The organism is Nocardia abscessus, from assembly GCF_015477775.1.
GTDB classification, from domain to species: Bacteria; Actinomycetota; Actinomycetes; order Mycobacteriales; family Mycobacteriaceae; genus Nocardia; species Nocardia abscessus_A.
Genome location: NZ_JADLQO010000008.1, coordinates 282469 through 300313, shown reverse-complemented (window position 1 = coordinate 300313; position 17845 = coordinate 282469). Strand labels below are relative to the sequence as shown.

16 protein-coding genes and 1 pseudogene are annotated in these 17845 nt (G+C 68.8%); 7 read left to right on the top strand and 10 right to left on the bottom strand.

Translation table 11 applies throughout. The features are described 5' to 3' along the window. Positions 1-14: 14 nt before the first annotated feature. Complete coding sequence (locus IU450_RS21995; RefSeq protein WP_324197763.1) at positions 15-740, bottom strand: TetR/AcrR family transcriptional regulator; 726 nt, start codon at positions 738-740, stop codon at positions 15-17. 8 nt (positions 741-748) lie between these two features. Further along, the gene (locus tag IU450_RS21990) at positions 749-1978 is read right to left on the bottom strand and encodes a cytochrome P450 (RefSeq protein WP_195151660.1); all 1230 of its coding nucleotides are present in this window, start codon (positions 1976-1978) and stop codon (positions 749-751) included. A gap of 253 nt (positions 1979-2231) precedes the next feature. On the opposite strand from IU450_RS21990, the gene IU450_RS21985 reads away from it, so the two are divergent. Then, positions 2232-2675 carry a group II truncated hemoglobin gene (locus IU450_RS21985; protein ID WP_195151602.1) on the top strand — a complete coding sequence of 148 codons (444 nt, stop codon included), beginning with the start codon at positions 2232-2234 and terminating at the stop codon, positions 2673-2675. A 1-nt stretch (position 2676) separates the two neighbouring features. Here the strand turns inward: IU450_RS21985 and IU450_RS21980 are convergent, their stop codons facing one another. From IU450_RS21980 to IU450_RS21970, 3 genes are all read right to left on the bottom strand, one after another. Next, positions 2677-4095: a DUF1254 domain-containing protein gene (locus IU450_RS21980; RefSeq protein WP_195151601.1), complete on the bottom strand. Its 1419-nt coding sequence runs from the start codon at positions 4093-4095 to the stop codon at positions 2677-2679. A gap of 215 nt (positions 4096-4310) precedes the next feature. Next, the gene (locus tag IU450_RS21975) at positions 4311-5726 is read right to left on the bottom strand and encodes a DUF1254 domain-containing protein (protein WP_195151600.1); all 1416 of its coding nucleotides are present in this window, start codon (positions 5724-5726) and stop codon (positions 4311-4313) included. A gap of 257 nt (positions 5727-5983) precedes the next feature. Next, entirely contained in the window at positions 5984-6277 is a 294-nt protein-coding gene (locus tag IU450_RS21970; protein WP_040865713.1) for a hypothetical protein, read from the bottom strand. Positions 6278-6675: 398 nt separating this feature from the next. Between IU450_RS21970 and IU450_RS21965 the strand changes: the two genes are divergently transcribed. After that, positions 6676-6951: a hypothetical protein gene (locus IU450_RS21965; protein WP_039796837.1), complete on the top strand. Its 276-nt coding sequence runs from the start codon at positions 6676-6678 to the stop codon at positions 6949-6951. Between the two features lie 119 nt (positions 6952-7070). Here IU450_RS21965 and IU450_RS21960 read toward each other — a convergent pair whose 3' ends face one another. The 4 genes and pseudogenes from IU450_RS21960 to IU450_RS21945 all read right to left on the bottom strand — a co-directional run bounded on the left by IU450_RS21960 (position 7071) and on the right by IU450_RS21945 (position 10727). Beyond that, positions 7071-7817, bottom strand: coding sequence for a vWA domain-containing protein (locus IU450_RS21960; RefSeq protein ID WP_195151599.1), 747 nt, complete (start codon positions 7815-7817; stop codon positions 7071-7073). Positions 7818-7865: 48 nt separating this feature from the next. Beyond that, positions 7866-8369, bottom strand: a pseudogene (locus tag IU450_RS21955) (TerD family protein); the annotation flags it as partial. A 97-nt stretch (positions 8370-8466) separates the two neighbouring features. Beyond that, entirely contained in the window at positions 8467-9147 is a 681-nt protein-coding gene (locus IU450_RS21950; RefSeq protein WP_228834907.1) for a hypothetical protein, read from the bottom strand. Between the two features lie 119 nt (positions 9148-9266). Next, positions 9267-10727, bottom strand: coding sequence for an SDR family oxidoreductase (locus IU450_RS21945; protein WP_195151597.1), 1461 nt, complete (start codon positions 10725-10727; stop codon positions 9267-9269). A gap of 121 nt (positions 10728-10848) precedes the next feature. Between IU450_RS21945 and IU450_RS21940 the strand changes: the two genes are divergently transcribed. From IU450_RS21940 to IU450_RS21920, 5 genes are all read left to right on the top strand, one after another. Next, entirely contained in the window at positions 10849-11994 is a 1146-nt protein-coding gene (locus IU450_RS21940) for an AI-2E family transporter (protein ID WP_324197762.1), read from the top strand. A gap of 89 nt (positions 11995-12083) precedes the next feature. Next, on the top strand, positions 12084-12599 hold the full coding sequence (locus IU450_RS21935) for an OsmC family protein (RefSeq protein ID WP_195151595.1): 516 nt from the start codon (positions 12084-12086) through the stop codon (positions 12597-12599). 48 nt (positions 12600-12647) lie between these two features. Continuing rightward, on the top strand, positions 12648-13943 hold the full coding sequence (locus IU450_RS21930; protein WP_195151594.1) for a bifunctional o-acetylhomoserine/o-acetylserine sulfhydrylase: 1296 nt from the start codon (positions 12648-12650) through the stop codon (positions 13941-13943). A 288-nt stretch (positions 13944-14231) separates the two neighbouring features. Then, complete coding sequence (locus IU450_RS21925) at positions 14232-15044, top strand: hypothetical protein (protein ID WP_195151593.1); 813 nt, start codon at positions 14232-14234, stop codon at positions 15042-15044. A gap of 206 nt (positions 15045-15250) precedes the next feature. Further along, entirely contained in the window at positions 15251-15424 is a 174-nt protein-coding gene (locus IU450_RS21920) for a CsbD family protein (protein WP_195065313.1), read from the top strand. 273 nt (positions 15425-15697) lie between these two features. On the opposite strand, the gene IU450_RS21915 is transcribed toward IU450_RS21920, so the two are convergent. Further along, positions 15698-17827, bottom strand: coding sequence for an MMPL family transporter (locus IU450_RS21915; RefSeq protein WP_195151592.1), 2130 nt, complete (start codon positions 17825-17827; stop codon positions 15698-15700). Positions 17828-17845 lie beyond the last annotated feature (18 nt).

Below are 17845 nucleotides of genomic sequence, written 5' to 3'. Positions count from 1 at the left end.
CGCGAGCGCCGGGTTCAGTCGGCGAGCAGGCCCGCCGTGCGCCCCAGGTCGGCGAGCATCGCGTCGAACAGGATCTCCGGCTTGTCCAGCGGGATCGGGTAGTTCCCGAAGACCTCGAGGGTGACGTGCCCGTAGAGCCGCGCCCAGATCTGGATCATCAGATACGTCACCCCGAGGTCCAGCTTCTCGGCGGGGAATTTCTGGCTCGACTCCGACAGCGCGGCCAGCAGTTCGGTCTGGAAGTGCACCAGATCCTCGCGCAACTCCGGCGGGATGACGTCGGTGGAGGGCGTGACGATGTCGTAGTTCGCCAGCAGCCTGCCCGCCGCGGCCAGGAAGATCCGGCCGAAGGGCTCGTCGAAGCGGCGCAACGCGCGGGCCTGTCCGGCGCCGGGCGAGGCGAACACCAAGGTGAACTCCCTGGTGTGCGTCAGCGCCCAGCGCCGGAAGCCACGGCAGATGGCGAAGAACTGCACGGCGCCGTCGTCGGGCAGCGTGGCGATCTCGGCGGTCAGTTCCGCCGCCAAGTCGGCGCAGAAGTCCAGCCGCAGGCGCTCCAGCAGGTCTTCCAGCGAGTTGTAGTACCGGTACAGCGCGGGCGCGGTGACACCGAGCTCCCGCGCGATGGCGCGCAAGGTGACCGCATCGGGCCCGCGTTGGACCAGCAGCGCGCTGGCGACCCGCCGGATGTCGCTGTCGGTCACCACCGGCGCGCGGCCCCGTGGTTTGGACTGTTGCACCGTTCGATTCAAGCGTATTCGACTTCCCAGCGCTTGATCCCGTTCAGCCAGCCCGACCGCAGCCGCACCGGATCGGACACCTGCCGCAGGTTGGGCATCACCTCGGCGATGGCGTTGAACATCAGATCGATCTGCAACCGGGCCAGGTTCGCGCCCACGCAGTAGTGCGTGCCGGTGCCGCCGAAACCGACGTGCGGGTTCGGGTCGCGCAGCACGTCGAAGGTGAACGGATCCGCGAAGGCCTCCCCGTCGAAATTGGCCGAGCTGTAGAACAATCCGAGCCGCTGGCCCTGCTTGATCTCCTGGCCGCCGAGCACGGTGTCCTGGGTCGCGGTGCGCTGGAACGCGGTGACCGGGGTGGCCCATCGGACGATCTCGTCGGGCGCGGTGCGCGGGCGCTGCTGCCGGTAGATCTCCCACTGCTCGGGGTGGTCCACGAACGCCTTCATGCCGTGGGTGATCGAGTTGCGGGTGGTCTCGTTGCCCGCCACCGACAGCAGGATCACGAAGAAGGCGAACTCGTCCGAACCGAGGTGCTCGCCGTCGATGTCGGCGTTGACCAGCTGGGTGACGATGTCCTCGGCCGGGCAGGCGCGCCGCTGCTCGGCCATGTTCCAGGCGTATCCCATCACCTCCGCGGTGGCGGCCTGATGGTCGCCTTCGAACTCCGGGTCGTCGTAGGAGATCATCTGGTTGGACCAGTCGAAGATCTTCCTCCGGTCCTCCTGCGGAATGCCCAGCAGCTCGGCGATGGCCTGCAACGGCAGTTCACAGGCGACCTGTTCGACGAAGTCGCCGCTACCGGACTTCTTGGCCTCGTGCACGATCCGCGCGGCGCGTTCGGTGAGCGCGGCGCGCAGGCTTTCCACCGCCCTCGGGGTGAAGCCCTTGGAGATGATGCGCCGGGTCTTGGTGTGCTTGGGCGGGTCGAGGTTGAGCAGCAGCATGTCGCCGAGCATGTCGATCTGCTCACGGGTGGTCTCTTCGTTGAACCGGATGATCGCGGTGTTCTGGTGCGAGGAGAACACCTCCGGATTCTTCGAGATCTCCTTGATGTGCGCGAGCTTGGAGACGACCCAGTACCCGCCGTCGTCGAAGCCGCTGGCCCGATCGGGTTGCGCGCACCACCACACCGGGGCGGTGCGGCGCAGTTCGGCGAACTCCGCGATGGGCAGGCGGGAGGCGAGCAGGTCGGGGTCGGTGAAATCGAATCCCGTCGGGATCGAGGGCGTAGTCACGGTCACGGCTAACTCCTACGGTCTGGGCGCAGACCTCACGACGATGTCGGGAACACGGTCAAGGAAGATGCAACCACAAAACCCCCCTTCGTGAACAGCGTTTAGTAAAACCCGTTTACTTTTTACCCGCCCATCAGCGCGACCGGTCGGTTCGCGCAGGTGGCCGATATCGGCCAATACCCCGGTTCGCCTGGACACCGGCTGACGGACTGCCTGTAATGAGGACTCAGCCCACACCCCGGCCGGAGGTCCCATGCCCAATCTCTACGACCACGTCGGCGGCGACGAGGTGCTGCATCGCGTCGAAGCGGCGTTCTACGACAAGGCGCTCACCGATCCGGTGCTGAAGACGTTGTTCACCGAACGACTGCCGCAGCACGTCGACCATCTCACCTGGTTCACCGCCGAATCCTTCGGTGGTCCGGATCGTTTCACCCGGGAACTCGGGTTCGAATACATCATCGCGGTGCACCGTAACCTGCGGATCACCGATGAGCAGCGAGAACGCTTCGTCGAGGTGTACATGCAGACCTTCGAGGAAGCCGGACTGCTGGAGGACGAGCGATTCCGCACGGCGGTCTACGAGCATGTCACGTTCGGATCGCGGGTGGCGCAACAGAATTCGCACGCGACCAGCGACGCGGAGCTGCACCCGATCCGCGAGGTCCCCCGCTGGAACTGGGCGGGCGACGACTAGCTCACCGCAGCGCGATCAGCGGCGGCGGCTGCCAACGCCGCTGCAGGACAACTTCTTTCGGGGCGAACAAAGCCAGGGTTGCCGAGAACGGGTCCGCTGCCGGAATGGGCAGCCAGTTGCCCTTGGGCACGCTGGGACCGGGATCGTCGTGCTGGAGCGTGAGGTCCAGGGAGCCGTCCGGATTTAGCACGACGGGGACGTGGTGACCTATCGAGTAGATCTCGGCCGGATTGGACACCAGATAGTCCGCGGCATCGTAGACGGCCAACGACCAGAAAGCGTCCACCGGCGGCAGCTCGCCCGACAAGAAGTGCAGCCGGAAAGGGCCGGAGCCCGCGGGAACCGCCGTGAAGAGGTAGTGCGCGTCCTCGGGCAGGGGGATGCCGAGAGCGCCGAAGGCCGTGACGGCGCGGAGGAGATAGTCGGTGCCGAACCGGCCGGCCCCGAAATCGGTGACCCAGCCGTTGTCGTTGATCGTGTTCGGACCCAGGGTCACCGGGAGCTGTTGCTCGAAGGTGTCGACCGCGGCGGTCAGTTCGGCCTCGGAGACGCCTTCGACCGCCCCGCCCGGCCGGATTCCGATCGTCGCGAAGCGCCGCATGGCGGGCTCGTCCTCGGGGGCGGGCGGATTGATCGACATCACCGCGCACATCCGGTCGAAGAACGCGCGCGCGTCCATCCCCATGACCTGATCGACCGGGCGTCGGTCGTTCGCCTGCCCGTTCGGCGGCACAGCAGGCGCAGGCCGCTCGCCGGCTTTCCACACACTCAGCGGAACCAGTCGCAACCCCTGTTGCAACGAGCCGACGATCGGAAGGTCGTCGGCTCCGTCGACTTGGATCCGCACGATCAGCCATACCGTCGGCGTGGGCACCGGCAGCGGAGTGAGATCGTCGGGCAGCGGGCCCGACCAACCCGGGCCGGTCACGACGTACGTGTAGGGCGGCACGGCCGACTTCGCCTGCGGCCGACGACTACTCGGGTTGTGCACGTTGTTCGTCCAGGCGTCGAGGACTTGCGCCAGCCAGAACCGGCCGCCGTCCATCCTGGGAACGCTCAGCACCATCGGCTCGCTCGTCAGATCGAGCCAAGCGGTCGAGTGCAGGGTGTCGGGATCCGGTCGCACCACCTCGTTCTGCGCCGGGGTGGGCAACGACGTGGCGTGCCGAAACCGGTTGGGCGGCGTGGTCGCCTCCGCCGCCACGCGCGTGACATCCATCAGCACCAGCGGAAAGCCGAACACGCAGGCGTCCTTGGCGACCATTCCGCCCTCGCTGGTGACGGAGGGGTGGGTGTGCGCCGAGCCGTCCTCGTCCGATCCGCCGCACGCCGCCACGCCGAGCGCAGCCATCGATGTCGCCGCCATGCCGAGCACAGCGCGCCGCGACAGCGCGGCATCGCGGTGGGTCCAGTCGCCCATGATCTTGCTCCGCCTCCGATCCGATCGGGTTCCGTGCCAGATCCGCCCTGGAGTATAGCCGCCGAGCAGAGGGATAATCGCTGGTCAGCGCGCCGACTACGGCTACTTGCCCCGCTCGGCGACCTATTCGCCCCCGGCTCGCGGCGAGGTGTCGCGGCCTGCTGATCACCGATGACCGGGAACGCTTCGATGATCGCGGCGTGGCAGAGACCAGATCAGGGCGCAGGCACCAGCGGCGGCGGACGCCATGGCCCCTGGACCGCCTCCGCTTTCGGCGCGTACAGGCGCAGCGTCAACGAGAATTGACCGGATTGCGGGATGGGCAGCCAGTTCCCGGCCGGAACGGTCGGGCCCGGGTCGGTGTACTGCAAGGCGATGTCGGAGGACCCATCGGGATTGAGGACCACCGGAGCCGGGTGGCCCACGGCATAGATCCCCGCCGGATTGGGCACCAGGTAGCTGTCGGCGCCATAGGCGGTCAGCGACCAGAAGTCGTCGACCGGCGGCAGCTGACCGGGCGCGAAGTGCAGGCGGAATCGGCCCGCACCATCTCCGGCGTCCGTCGACGCGAACAGGGTCGGATAGAACGCGTTCTCGGCCAGGCTGGCGCCGAGAGCTATCCGGGCGACGACGGCGCGCAGCAGATAGTTGGTGCCGTAGCGCCCGACATCGGGGTCGACGAGCCAGCCGTTCTCGTTGACCGTCCGCTCCCCCAGGTACACCGAAATCTGCTGCTGGGCGCGGTCCACCGCGGCGGCTAGATCGATGTCCGAGACGCCGTCGACCGCGCCGCCCGGCCGGATTCCGATCTCCGCGAAACGCCGCATGGCAGGCGCGTCCTCGGCAGCCGGCGGATCGACCGACATCAGCTGGCACATCCGATCGAAGAACACGCCCGCGTCCATCTCCTCCACCCGCTCCGGTGGAGGCTGCACGCTCGCACGCCCGGGCCGCGCGGCGCGCGCGGGCGGCTCGGTACCCGCGATCCACGCGCTCAACGGAACCAGCTTCATCTCCCGCTGCAGGGAGCGGACAACCGGCAGATCGTTCTCGCCGTCGACCTGGATCCGGATGATCAGCCACACCGTCGGCGTCGGCACCGGCAGCGCGGCGAGACCGTCCGGCAGCTCGCCCGACCAGCCCGGACCGGTCACCGCGTACGGCAGGGCCGACGTCGCCTGCGACCGGACGCTGCTCAGGTTGCGCACGTTGTTCGTCCAGGCATCCAGTACTTGCACCAGCCAGAACCGGCCGCTGTCCAGCATGGGGAGGCTCAGGACCATCGGCTCGCTCGTCACATCGAGCCAAGCGGTCGAACGCAGCGTGTCGCGGTCCAGTCGCACCACCTCGCGCTGCGCCGGAGTGGGCAACGAGGTCGCGTGCTCGAACCAGTTGACGGGGGTGGTCTCTTCCGCCGCCGTGCGCGTAACGTCCATCAGTACCAGCGGATAGCCGAACTCGTAGGCGTCCTTGGCGATCGTTGCGGCGTCGCCAGGGACGGAGGCCGGGGCAGAGTCCTCGTCGTCGGAGCCGCCGCAGGCCGACAACCCGAACGCGGCCATCGACGTCGCCGCGATACCGAACGCCGTGCGCCGCGACACCGTGACCTTGCCGTAGGTCCTGTCGTCCATGATCCTGCTCCGCCTCCGATCATATCGGGCACCGCGAGATCCGTACCGGAGTATAGCCGCCCTCCGCGGCGGAAATCGCAGGTCAACGCGGCAATCGCAGGACGGTCGACCGGTGACGGCCGACGCCTCGGCGGCGGGCGGAACTCGCCCGGCGTCGCGACCGAGCGCCCTCGGCGGCCCGCGGCGATCCGTTCGCGGCACGCTCGTCGTCGCCGACGAAAGCGGGCCGGAGGGGATCGCCGCGCGGCGCCCGCGGGTCAGAACTCCAGAACGGTGTTCATGATGGTGCCCGCACTGGTGGCGACCACCCCGCCGAGCATCGCCCCCGCGATCATCTTCGGTGACTGCAACCCGCCGCCGCTCCACTTCTCCCAGGCGAATCTGCCGCCCGCGTAGATGATGCTGACGATGCCGGACGCCAGTGCGAACCAGGTGAGGTACCGCACGAACTGTAAGAGCTTGTCCGCCAAAGGCGGCGCCTCCGGGGTCGGATTGCCGATCTGCGCCAACGTCGTGAACGAATCGCCGACCGACGCCAGAATGATGCTCACCGTCTACTCCCTCTACGCTCGAATACAACCCTGCCGCCGACCAGCCGCTTTGCGAAAACTGTTCGACCACCGATGAATTCGGCCACGCACCAGGATACGGGCACGGACCGCGACGCGGTGTGCTCTGCCCGGAACGCCCGCGACCGGCCGCGGAACCAGCAGTGGGATCACGCCGGAGCGCCGCGAGCAGTCGTCGGCGGATCCGGCGATACGCGACGGCAAGTTCTCGACCGCCGCGCGTCGTCCATGATCCCGAGATTCGCCTACCCCGGCAAGGCGACGGGAAACGCGAACTTCACTGCGCTGCACGGACCTGACTGCATCGCGGCGAGCGAACGGATACGATCTTCTCAGCGAATCACCTGCCCCTGTCCCGAATCCAGAATGAGCGAACGACAATGATCCTGGCCGCCGCTTACGACACCTTGGCGCAGATCGGCAACCCCACACCAGAAGCACCGCCGATCTCCGACAAGTTCCTCCAACTGGTCCGCTACCTGACGTGGTTCGTACTCCTGTCGGGCATCTGCGGCATCATCTACGCCGGTGGCCGCTTCGCCTGGGAGAAGTGGACCGGCGGCGGGCTCGAGTCGCCGAAGATGGTGGCGGGAGCCATGATCGGCGGGGTGATCGCCACCAGTGCGGGCACCATCATGAACGCCGTCATCGGCTGATTCGAGGCGCGCCGAAATCCACTCCGCCATAGCCTTTCGCTATGACTTGCGAGGAATGGGTAGTGGGCAGGGCGGCTCCGTGCCGTTCGCGGCGAGGCCGCCGATGCGCACTTCGCGGGTCAGCGCAGGATGCCCGCGGTTCGCGCGGCGCGAAGCCAGTCCGGGAACTCGCCCAGCAGACGCGCGTAGAGCTGCCCGTCGTCGACCTGATCGATGTCGTCCAGGGCGAAGAATCCCGCGTTGTCGACCGCCCGGTCCGGCAACTCGTCCAGGGTGCGTAACAGGCCGTAGTTGGCGCGGCCCAGACCGACGAACTGCCAGAAGGCGGGCAGCTGCGAGGCTTCGCGCATGAGCGCCGCGATCTCGCGTTTCTTGGCGAAGCCGCCGTCGGTGAAGAACAACACGAGGGTGGGACGGCCGCCCGGGGGCAACGAGTCGATGATGTCGCGCATGATCGGCAGTTCGTCGTTGCGGCCGCCGAGCCGGTCGTAATCGACGCCCGCGTGGGTACCGGTGAGATGCAGAAAGGTTCGGGCCCACTCGTCGCCGTGCTCGACGGTGATGTCGGGCAACTTGGCGAAGGAAAGAGCGTAGAGGTACGCCTCCAGGGTGCCGTCGTCGTCGAGCTGGGTGGCCACCGGAATCATCCGCTGCACGACGCGGTGTACCACCTGGTCGTGGTACTGCCGCTTCATACTGCCGGTCTTGTCGATGACGAGCACGACGCGGGCGCGGATGCCGAAAGCGTCCTTGTCGATGAGGACTTTCGCGACAGCGCGCTTGCGCAGGTCCAGCTTCGCGCGCTTTTCGAACGAGAGCTTCGCCTCGCCGGGGACAGTGAAGACATCCGCCGTCGGAATGACCATGGCCTGCGGGTTCGGCGCGGCCGGGTGCGCGGACGGGGCCTCGCCTCAGGACGGCTCGTCGTCGACGCTCACGCCGTGATCGGTGACCAACGCGGCGAACCCGCCCGCGTAACCTTGACCGACCGCTCGCACCTTCCATACGCCCTGGCGGCGATACAGTTCGAGCGCGATCACCACGGATTCGCTACCCAGGCCCTCGATGCGGTATTCGTACAGCACGTTTCCCGCCGCGTCGGCGACCGTGGCGACCGGCGGCGCGAACCGGCCGAAGGTCTGCGCCGGATCGTCGAGGGTGAGCACCGCGCGCAGCTGCGCGATGTCCGCGGGCAGATCGCCCAGTGAAACCGACAGCGCGGCAGGCGTTCCCTGATCCAGCGTCACGCCCGGCGCGCTCGGCTGGTTGAAGAACACGAAGTCCGCGTCCGATCGAACGCGACCCGCTTCGGTCACCAGCAGCGCCGACACGTCGACCGGGGCCTCGCTGCGTACCGAAACCAGCACGCGGGCCACGTCCAATGCCCCGTTCTGACCTTTGACCAATGCCGCGCCCACCGAGACTCCCAGCCGTCGTCACTCCGAAATCCCCACCGGGATCAGCGTAAGTCCACAAGCGGGAGGATGCGGAGTCTTTGCTCCCGGCCGGACCGGCTCAGGCGCCGACGAACTCGCGGTCGCCGTAGCGCACCGTGACCGGATCCCACCCTCCGCCGATTCGCTCGACGAATTGCCGGGTCGGCTCCAGGTCGGCGATGTCCGCGACCAGGACGAGCGTGCCGCCGTCGGTGACCGAACCGCCGACCAGTCGCTCGCGCGTCTGCGGGTCGGCCACCAGCGCGTCGTGGAAACGCCGCACGTCGATGCCCGCGACCTCGACCGTGAACGCGTCGATCCCCGGCGCGCCTACCGCATGGTGCTCGAAGGTCAGCACCGATTCCTGCCCGAATCGCACCCGCACCTGATCCGCTATCCGACGCAGGTCGGCGCCTCCGACGCAAGCGAGATGGAACGCCCGGGAGCGCTCGTAGGTCGCTCGGCTGCGCTCCTGCGACCAGAACACGCCGCTGACCAACGTCGACCCGACCGGGAGCGCGACGTTGCGCAGCGTGATCGCGCCGACCGCGAATTCGAACTCCGCCAACCCATCACGCAGGCGCGGGTCGGCGGGATCGGTGATCGTCTCGGTGTTGTCGGTGGCGAACAGTTCCGCGGTGGGGCGCAACGGGTCGCCCGGAACGCACGCGGCGGGCGCTGCCTGAACCGTCCCCACTCCTGCGATCGACACCGTCGTCGCCACCGCGACGACGACAGCCGCGACCCGTGATCCGATCATCCGCTCCTCCTGGCTCGACGACCTCCGGCAAAGCCTCGACGACCTCCGGCAAAAGCCTCGACGACCTCCGGCAAAGCACAGCCCCGCCTATTTCAGCAGAGCCGCGCTCAGCAGGGGCGTCATTGCGCGCGGGCGGATTCCGCGGCGCCGGTGATATTGCGCGCCATCCCGCCGAAGATGACGGCGTGGAACGGCGCGATGGATTTCCAGTACAGGTGCCCGGCCAACCCGTGCGGCTCGAACAGCGCGCGCTGGTGGTAGGTGGCGCCGGGGCCGTCCGGCTCGACCGCGAGTTCCAGCCAGGCCCGGCCCGGCACCCGCATCTCGGCGCGCAGGCGAAGCAGCCGCGGACGCTCGAGCCGCTCCACCCGCCACCAATCCAGCGCCTCGCCTTCGTGCAGCCGGTGCGGGTCGCGGCGACCGCGGCCCAGCCCGGCGCCGCCCGCGAGCCGGTCGATCCACCCGCGCAGCGACCAGGCCAGCGGGAACGAATACCAGCCGTTTTCGCCGCCGATCGCCTCGATCACCCGCCACAGCGTCACCGGGTCGGCGTCGGTGTGGCGCTGCCGCACATCCCGGTACAGCGAACCGCCCGACCACTGCGGGTCGGTGGGCAGCGGATCCGACGGCGCGCCCGACGGGTGAGCGTCCGACCACCTGGTCGGCACGTCCAGATCGCGAATCTTCCGCAGCGCCAACGTCACTGCTTGCCGGTAGCCGGTCAGGCCCGCCGGTGGGTCCGGGATGAGATCGGCGATCGCGTGGTCGCGGCAGACCACGTCGTTGATCAGCGACTCCATCAGCGGCACCGCGATCGCGCGCGGCACCGGGGTCACCAGATTCACCCACTGCGCCGACAACCACGGCGTCAGCACCGGCACCGGCACGATCAGCCGCCGCGGCAGCTGCGCCACTTCGGCGTAGCCGCGCATCATCTGCACGTAGGTCAGCACGTCCGGACCGCCGATGTCGAACGCCCCGCCGGTACCTTCGGGCAGCGTCGCCGCCTCGGTCAGGTAATACAGCACGTCACGTACCGCGATCGGCTGAATCCGGTTGCGCACCCAGCGCGGTGTGACCATCATCGGCAGCCGCTCGGTCAGGTAGCGCAGCATCTCGAAACTGGCCGAGCCGGAGCCGATGATCACCGCGGCCTGCAGCACCAGGGCGGGCACCGCGCCCGCCCGCAGGATCTCACCGACCTCGGCGCGGGAGGCCAGGTGTCGCGACAGCCGCTGCGCACCCGGGATGATGCCGCCCAGATAGACGATTCTGGTCAGGCCCGCCTCCGCCGCCTCGGCGGCGACCAGCGTGGCCGCCTCCCGGTCGACGGTGTCGAAATCGGCGCGGGTCAGCGAATGAATCAGGTAGTACAGCACGTCCTGTCCGGCCAGCGCGGCGCGCACGTCGGCGACAGAGGTCACGTCACCGGCGAGCACCTCGACGCGATCGCGCCACGGCGCCTCGGCGAGCTTGCCCGGCGTGCGAGCCAGCACCCGGACCGTGTGACCGGCGCGCAGCAGTTCCGGTACCAGTCGTCCGCCGATGTAGCCGGTCGCACCGAACACCACACATCGCACGACAACCACCCTTCCGATGACCTGCTCCGGTGATGACCCGGGGCCGCCGGGTCAAACCGTCCCGCTCGCGCGACCGGCCGTGAGCCCTGATCGATCCGGCGCCTCGTGCCAGACTGGGCCGGTGAGCGAACGTAGCAAAAGCCACGGACCGGACAAGCCCACCTTGCGGGATCGCGGTGACGTCATCGGCGTGGGCCTGCTCTGGCTGGCCAAGTGGGCGCTGTGCATCGTCGCCATCGCGGCGGGCGCGTGGGTGCTCGGATTCCTGGTCGCCCGGCTGTGGGTGGTGATCCTGCCGGTGGCGCTGGCGATCGTGATCGCAACGGTGCTGTGGCCGCCGGTCCGCTGGATGACCTCGCACGGCCTGCCGCCCGCCGCAGCCGCCTCGATCGCGGTGATCGGTTTGATCGGTGTGCTGGCCGGCGTCATCGCGCTGATCGTGCCGTCGGTCGCGGACCAGGCGCCGGAACTGGCCGACAAGTCGAGCGCGGGCGTCGAACAGGTCCGCGACTGGCTCCAAGGTCCGCCACTGAGAATTCGTGACGAGCAACTGGATTCGGCCGTGGACGCGATCGTCTCCCGTTTGCAGTCGAGTTCGGAGCAGATCGCCAGCGGCGTGTTCAGCGGCGTGGCCACCGCGACATCGGTGCTGGTCACACTGTTCCTGGTGCTCGTGCTGAGCTTCTTCTTCGTCAAGGACGGACCGCGTTTCCTGCCCTGGCTGCACGGCGTTTCCGGCAGCCGCAGCGGCAGGCACCTGGAGGAGGTGCTCGGCCGGGTCTGGGTCGTGCTCGGCGGGTTCATCCGCACCCAGGCGCTGGTCAGCCTGGTCGACGCGGTGCTCATCGGCGCGGGCCTGGTCATCCTCGGGGTGCCGCTGGCGCTGGTCCTGGCGGTGGTCACCTTCCTCGGCGGATTCGTCCCGATGGTCGGCGCGTTCGTCGCGGGTGCGCTCGCGGTGCTGGTGGCGTTGGTGGGCAACGGCTTCGTGACCGCGCTGATCGTGCTCGGCATCGTCATCGCCGTGCAGCAGCTGGAGGGCAATGTGCTGCAACCGGTGTTGCAGAGCCGCAGCATGCAGCTGCACGCGGTCATCGTGCTGCTGGCGGTCACCGCGGGCGGCTCGCTGTACGGGATCGTCGGCGCGTTCCTGGCCGTCCCCGTGGTCGCGATGGCCGCGGTCGTCCTGCGCTACGTCGGCGAGCAGATCGACGCGGCCACCACCGAGCCCGCGGAACCGGAGACCGAGCCGGAGCCCGCGGACTGACCGCACCGCGCGAAAACCCGCACCATCGTTGCACTCAGTCCGAATGTAACTCTCGCCGTCGCCCGCTGCGGTTCCTAGCGTCAGTGGACATGACAACTGATGTGAGCACCCCGCTCAACGACATCGCCGACGCCACCGCCCGGGCCATGGCGGACGACCCGGCGAACGCGCTGGTGGTGTTCCGTGCCTCCGGAACTCCGGAGGGAACGGTGGGCAGCGCGATCAGCCTCGGCAAGCACACCGTGCGCGTGGACGAGCCGCCCGCGCTCGGCGGCGCGGACACCGCGCCGAATCCGGTCGAGGTGTATCTGGCGTCGCTCATCGCCTGTCAAGTGGTGACCTACCGATTCTGGGCCCAGCGCCTCGGCATCACGATCGATGACCTCGCGGTGAGCGCCGAAGGCGATCTCGACGTGCGCGGGTTCTTCGGCTTGGATGACAACGTCCGCGCCGGGTTCCGAGCGGTGCGGGTGACCGTGCGCATCAGCGGACCCGACACCGAGCAGCGCTACGCCGAACTCCAGCAGGCCGTCGACGCGCACTGCCCCGTGCTGGATCTGACCACCGGACGCACTCCGGTCGACACCACCCTGATCACCGATTAGCCGCTGTCCCAACCTGATCGATCGCCCATCCCAAGGAGGACCACCCCGATGACCGAACCCGACCCGTCCCAGGACTGGAGCTTCGAGACGAAGCAGATCCACGTCGGACAGATTCCGGACGGTACAACCAACGCCCGCGCGCTGCCGATCTACCAGACCACCTCCTATACCTTCCGCGACACCGCGCACGCGGCGGCGCTGTTCGGTCTGGCCGAGCCCGGCAACATCTACACCCGGATCATGAACCCCACCCAGGACGCGGTGGAACAGCGCATCGCCGCCCTCGAAGGCGGCGTCGCCGCTCTGCTGGTGGCCTCGGGGCAGGCCGCGGAGACCTTCGCGATCCTCAACATCGCCGGAGCGGGCGACCACATCGTCTCCAGCCCCAGGCTCTACGGCGGCACCTACAACCTCTTCCACTACTCGCTGCCCAAGCTCGGCATCGAGGTCTCCTTCGTCGACGATCCCGACGACCTCGAGCAGTGGAAGGCCGCCATCCGCCCGAACACCAAGGCGCTCTACGGCGAAACGGTCTCCAACCCGCAGAACCACATCCTCGATATTCCGGGGATCGCGGGCGTCGCCCACGACAACGGCGTTCCGCTGATCGTGGACAACACCGTCGCCACGCCGTACCTGATCCAGCCGCTGGCCCACGGCGCCGACATCGTCGTGCACTCGGCCACCAAGTACCTCGGCGGGCACGGCGCGGCCATCGCGGGCGTGATCGTCGACGGCGGCAAGTTCGACTGGACCGGCGGCCGGTTCCCCGGCTTCACCGAACCCGACCCGAGCTACCACGGCGCCGTGTTCGCCGACCTCGGCGCGCCCGCCTACGCGCTCAAGGCGCGCGTGCAGTTGCTGCGCGACCTCGGCTCGGCGGTATCGCCGTTCAACGCGTTCCTGATCAGCCAGGGCCTGGAGACGCTGAGCCTGCGGATCGAGCGGCATGTGCAGAACGCGCAGGCGGTGGCCGAATTCCTCACCACCCGTTCCGAGGTCACCTCGGTGTCCTACGCGGGCCTGCCGTCCTCGCCGTGGTACGAGCGGGGCCGCGCCTTGGCGCCGAAGGGCACCGGCGCGGTGATCGGCTTCGAGCTGGCCGGCGGCGTCGACGCGGGCAAGCGGTTCGTCGAGGCGCTGCGGCTGCACAGCCATGTCGCCAACATCGGTGACGTGCGCTCGCTGGTGATCCACCCGGCCTCCACCACCCATTCGCAGCTCACGCCGGAAGAGCAACTGGCCGCGGGCGTCACGCCCGGCTTGGTCCGGCTCGCGGTCGGCATCGAGGGTATCGACGACATCCTCGCCGATCTGCGCGCCGGATTCGCGGCGGCTTCCTGACGCATCGCGCCCCGGGGCGAACAGCCCCGGGGCGCTTTGCCGGTCCGCGATAGGGATCGGAAGCCGTACAGCAGGGCGAAAACCCGTTTCGAGCCGGTTTTCGTGAGTTCCGCTGGAGAATCGGACCGCAACGGCAAATGCCATCGGATACCCACGGCGCCACCGTTATTCGCCGTGATCGCACGATTCCACCGAAAAGAAATCGAACCTTCGCGCATCCGTAAGGCTTTCTGAATCGAACTAGAAGGGATAGGTATATGTCCTCTTCAGAATGAGGTGGGTAAGTCCATGGGCACAGCAGTACCCGAAACTCCAGCGCACCCCTTCTTACGCCGCGCCGCCACTCTGGTCGTCGCGGGCGCCATCCCGCTGTCGGTGGTCGGCGCCGCGACCGCCACAGCCGACCCACTGGTGCCGGAGATCTCGATCCAGCTTCCGTTCGCCCCTGCGCCCGGCGTCATCGCCCCGGCGGCCGATCCCGCGGACCCCGGATTCGTTCCGCCCGAGGCGGCGTCCCCCGCGCCTCCGGTTTCCGCCGGCCGCAACGACCTGAGCATCAACCGGCCGATGCCGGATCCGAACGTGCTCGCCCCGATCGTCCCGCAACGGCTGCACCTGCCCAATCCCGCGGCACCAGCTCCCGCCGTCGCGCCGATCGAGGCGCCGCCCGGCACGCTGCGCGTGGGTTCCGTGGTGATCGGCAGGCCGGACTTCCTGACTCCTGAGCAGGGCAAGATCTTCAACGACGCGATCGCGGTCCCGGAAGCGGGCCTCGCGCAGACTCTGGATTCGGCGGGCTTCGAGCCCTCGCGCTCCGACCGCATCGCCGCCGACCTGCTCGGTTCCACCGCCATCGGCGCCTCGGTGGGCAGCATGGTGGCCGCGCCCGTCGCTTCGATCGGTGCGGTCATCGGAGCTGTCTGCGGCGCCATCGCGGGTATCCCGATGTTTCCGACCGGGACGGTGGCCGTGATGGCCTTCGGCGCCGCCGTAGGTTACGGATTCGTCGCCTCCCCGGCCATCGCCGTCGGCGCGGCCGTAGGCGCGGGTGTCGGCGTGCTTCAGGGTCTTCTCACGCCGCCTACGGTTCCGGCCGCGTAATCCGCTTTCCCGGTGTGCTCCGGGACGGGCTCACAGCGCGGATTCCTGTCGAATTCCAGATGCGAACGACTTTCGAGAAGACCCGGTTTCCGCCGGGTCTTCTGCTCTGCGCGAAAAGCCCGGACGTTTGGCCTCGCCATAACGGGCTATCGCGAAGGAGACCGGCTGAAGATGGCCGGCCGGTCTCTTCACAAGGAGGTTGTGACATGAGCGCAGTCGACAAGGCGAAGAACAAGGCTGAGAAAGTCGCTGGTCAAGCCAAGGAAAAGTATGGCGAGGCAGCAGGTGACCGGGGGAAGCGGGACGAAGGCCGCACCGACAAGGTCAAGTCGGACCTCAAGGACGCCGGCGAGAAGGTCAAGGACGCCTTCAAGCACTGACTACTGCTGACGGGCGCTGTCGGACACAGTCCGATCCGGCGCCGCGCAGGGCCGGAGCAACGTCGCGATCGCCGCGCACGGACAAAGCGCAGCCGCGCACGGCCCCAGCGAACGCGGCGGTACGCCTGAACAGAGCGGATGCCCGCACCGAGCGGTCATCCGCTCTTTTTCGGCTACCTGGACAAGAACTACGGCGTCATCCGTCCGGGATCGGCTGTGGACCTCGATCCGGCGCGATCTGCGCGGCGCGCCCTCGCGGCGCGCCCGGGGCGGCTACTTGTTCCGCGGCCCCGGCTGGTCACCGGCCGACTGATCGGCGCGGGAAGCGGGAGCGCCGGGACGATCGCCGTCCTCCTCGACGAGCCGCAGTTCGCTCGGCCACCAGATCCCGCGCCCGATCAGGCTGAACAGCGCAGGGATCACCACGGTGCGCACGACGAACGTGTCGAGCATGATGCCGAGACCGACCACGATGCCCACCTGGGTGAGCGTGATCAGCGGAAGCACCCCGAGCACACAGAACACCGCGGCCAGGACGATGCCCGCGCTGGTGATCACCGCGCCGGTCACCGCCACCGCGCGCACCATGCCGTGCGTGGTGCCGTATCGCGGCGTCTCCTCGCGGGCCCTGGTGACGAGGAAGATCGTGTAGTCCACGCCGAGCGCGACCAGGAACAGGAACGCGAACAGCGGCACGCTGATGTCCAGCGCCGGGAACCCGAACACGTGCTCGCTCATCCAACTGCCCAATCCGAGCGCGGCCAGCGCGCTCAGCACCGTGACGGCGACCAGCAGCAGCGCGGCGGGCACCGCGCGCAGCAGTACGAGCAGCACCACGAGCACCACGACCAGGATGAGCGGGATGATCAGCTTGCGGTCCCGGCTCGCGGCGCTCTGGACGTCCAAGGCCTGAGCGTCGGTGCCACCGACCAGCGCCTCGGCTCCCGGCACCTGCGCGACCGACGCGCGCAGCGCCTCGATCGTCTCGAAGGCGCGGGCCGACGACGGTGGCGCGTCGATCACGACCGACCACCGGGTCAGCCCGGTCGGCGAGGCGCCCGTCTGCCAGGTCAGCACCACGCCCTCGGTGCGCCGGAACGCCTCCTCGATCCCCGCCGCCCCCGTGCTGCGCGCGAGAACGATAGCGGGATCGGAAGAGCCGGACGGGAAATGCGCGGCGAGTGCGTCGAACCCATCGACCGACTCCGCGCGCACCCGGAACTGCTCGGTCTGCGAAAGCCCCACCTGCGTCGACAGCAACCCGGTCGCGCAGACCGCGAGAACCGTGATCGCGCTTCCGGCGATCAGCGCGGGCTTGCGCACCACTCGTGCGGCGATCGCGTGCCACACGCCCTCGTCGGCCGTGTCGCGGTCATCGGCTTGCGGCACGAAGGGCCAGAACACATTGCGCCCGCACAGCGCGAGCGCGGACGGCAGCGCCAGCAGGACGAACACCACCGCCACCAGCAACCCGAGCGCGGCCATCACGCCGAGACTGCGGGTGCTCGGCACCGACGCGAGCAGCAGCACGAGCAGCGCGGCCACCACCGTCACGTTGCTCGCCAGGATCGCGGGCCCGGCACGCCGCACCGCCTGCCGCAACGCCGCGCGGTGATCCGGCTCACGGTGCAGTTCGTCGCGATAGCGCGACACCAGCAGCAGCGCGTAGTTGGTGCCCGCACCGAAGACCAGCACGCTGGTGACGCCGGAAGTCGAGCCGTCGAAGGTCAGCGGGGTCAGCCGCGCCAAGGCGGTTCCGGCGCTGGTGGCCACTCGGTCGGCCGCCCCGACCACCAGCAGCGGCACCAGCCACAACACCGGGGAGCGATACGTCGCGATCAGCAGCACCGCCACGACCACCGCGGTCACCGCCAGCAGGGTGACGTTGGCGCCGGAGAACGAGTCGGCGATGTCGGCGCCGAACGCCGGGCCCCCGGTCACCTGCAGGCTCAGCCCCTCGGGCAGGCCCTCCCTGGCGGCGGCGCGGATCTCCTGGATGCGATCGGTCAGCGCGAATCCGCTCAGGTCGGCGTTGACGGGTACCTGTCCGATCGCCGCTTTGCGGTCCGGTGCGGCGAGCAGGTCACCGGGCCCCGGCGTGCGTCCCGAGGCGCGGGCCACCGCCGCGGCAGTGGCGGCGCGGTCGTCCTCGGTCAGCTCGCCTCCATCGGCGCGCGCGACGACGATGATGGCCGCGGCAGTTCCCGCATCCGGGAACTCGTCCAGCGCCTGTTCGACCCGCGCCGACTCCGCCGACGACGGTAGCGCGGTCGGCGCCTGCCCGGCGGTCTCGTTCTCCCCCACCGCGCCGATCAGGCCTATCGAGGCCGCGGCGAGGACCAGAAGCAGCACCCAGGAGGTCCGGGCGGTGACCAACGATGCATAGCGATCCCAAGCGCTCACCCGGCAACTCTCTCAGAA